Genomic DNA, 343 nt, shown 5'->3' on the forward strand with positions numbered 1-343 from the left:
CGAACGTGGCGAGCGACTGGTCGTACCTCCCGTTCCAGCCGTACGCGAACTCGATCTTCAACGACACGGTCGGCAAGGCCTACGTCTCCAGCACCTCGCTGGCGGACGGGCTGAAGGCCTGGCAGGACGCGTCGGTCAAGTACGGCGAGGAGCAGGGCTTCACCATCGAGAAGTAGCCCGCACCACAGCTCCGACGCGGGGCGGCGCGGCACCTCGCCGCGCCGCCCCGCGCATCACCTTCGGAAGGACCGCCATGATCTCCACCCTCCACTCCCGCAGCGGCGGGGCGGACGGGGACCCCACCCCCCGTCTCCCCTTCCGCGCCGACTACAACCCCGAGCAG

At 70.3% G+C, this 343-nt stretch carries 1 pseudogene; it reads left to right on the forward strand.

Annotated features, from left to right (window positions below):
• Positions 1–176, forward strand: a pseudogene (locus tag TN53_RS46580) (sugar ABC transporter substrate-binding protein); the annotation flags it as partial.
• Between the last annotated feature and the right edge of the window lie 167 nt (positions 177–343).

The sequence above is a fragment of the Streptomyces sp. WM6386 genome, assembly GCF_000972385.1.
Taxonomy (GTDB): domain Bacteria; phylum Actinomycetota; class Actinomycetes; order Streptomycetales; family Streptomycetaceae; genus Streptomyces.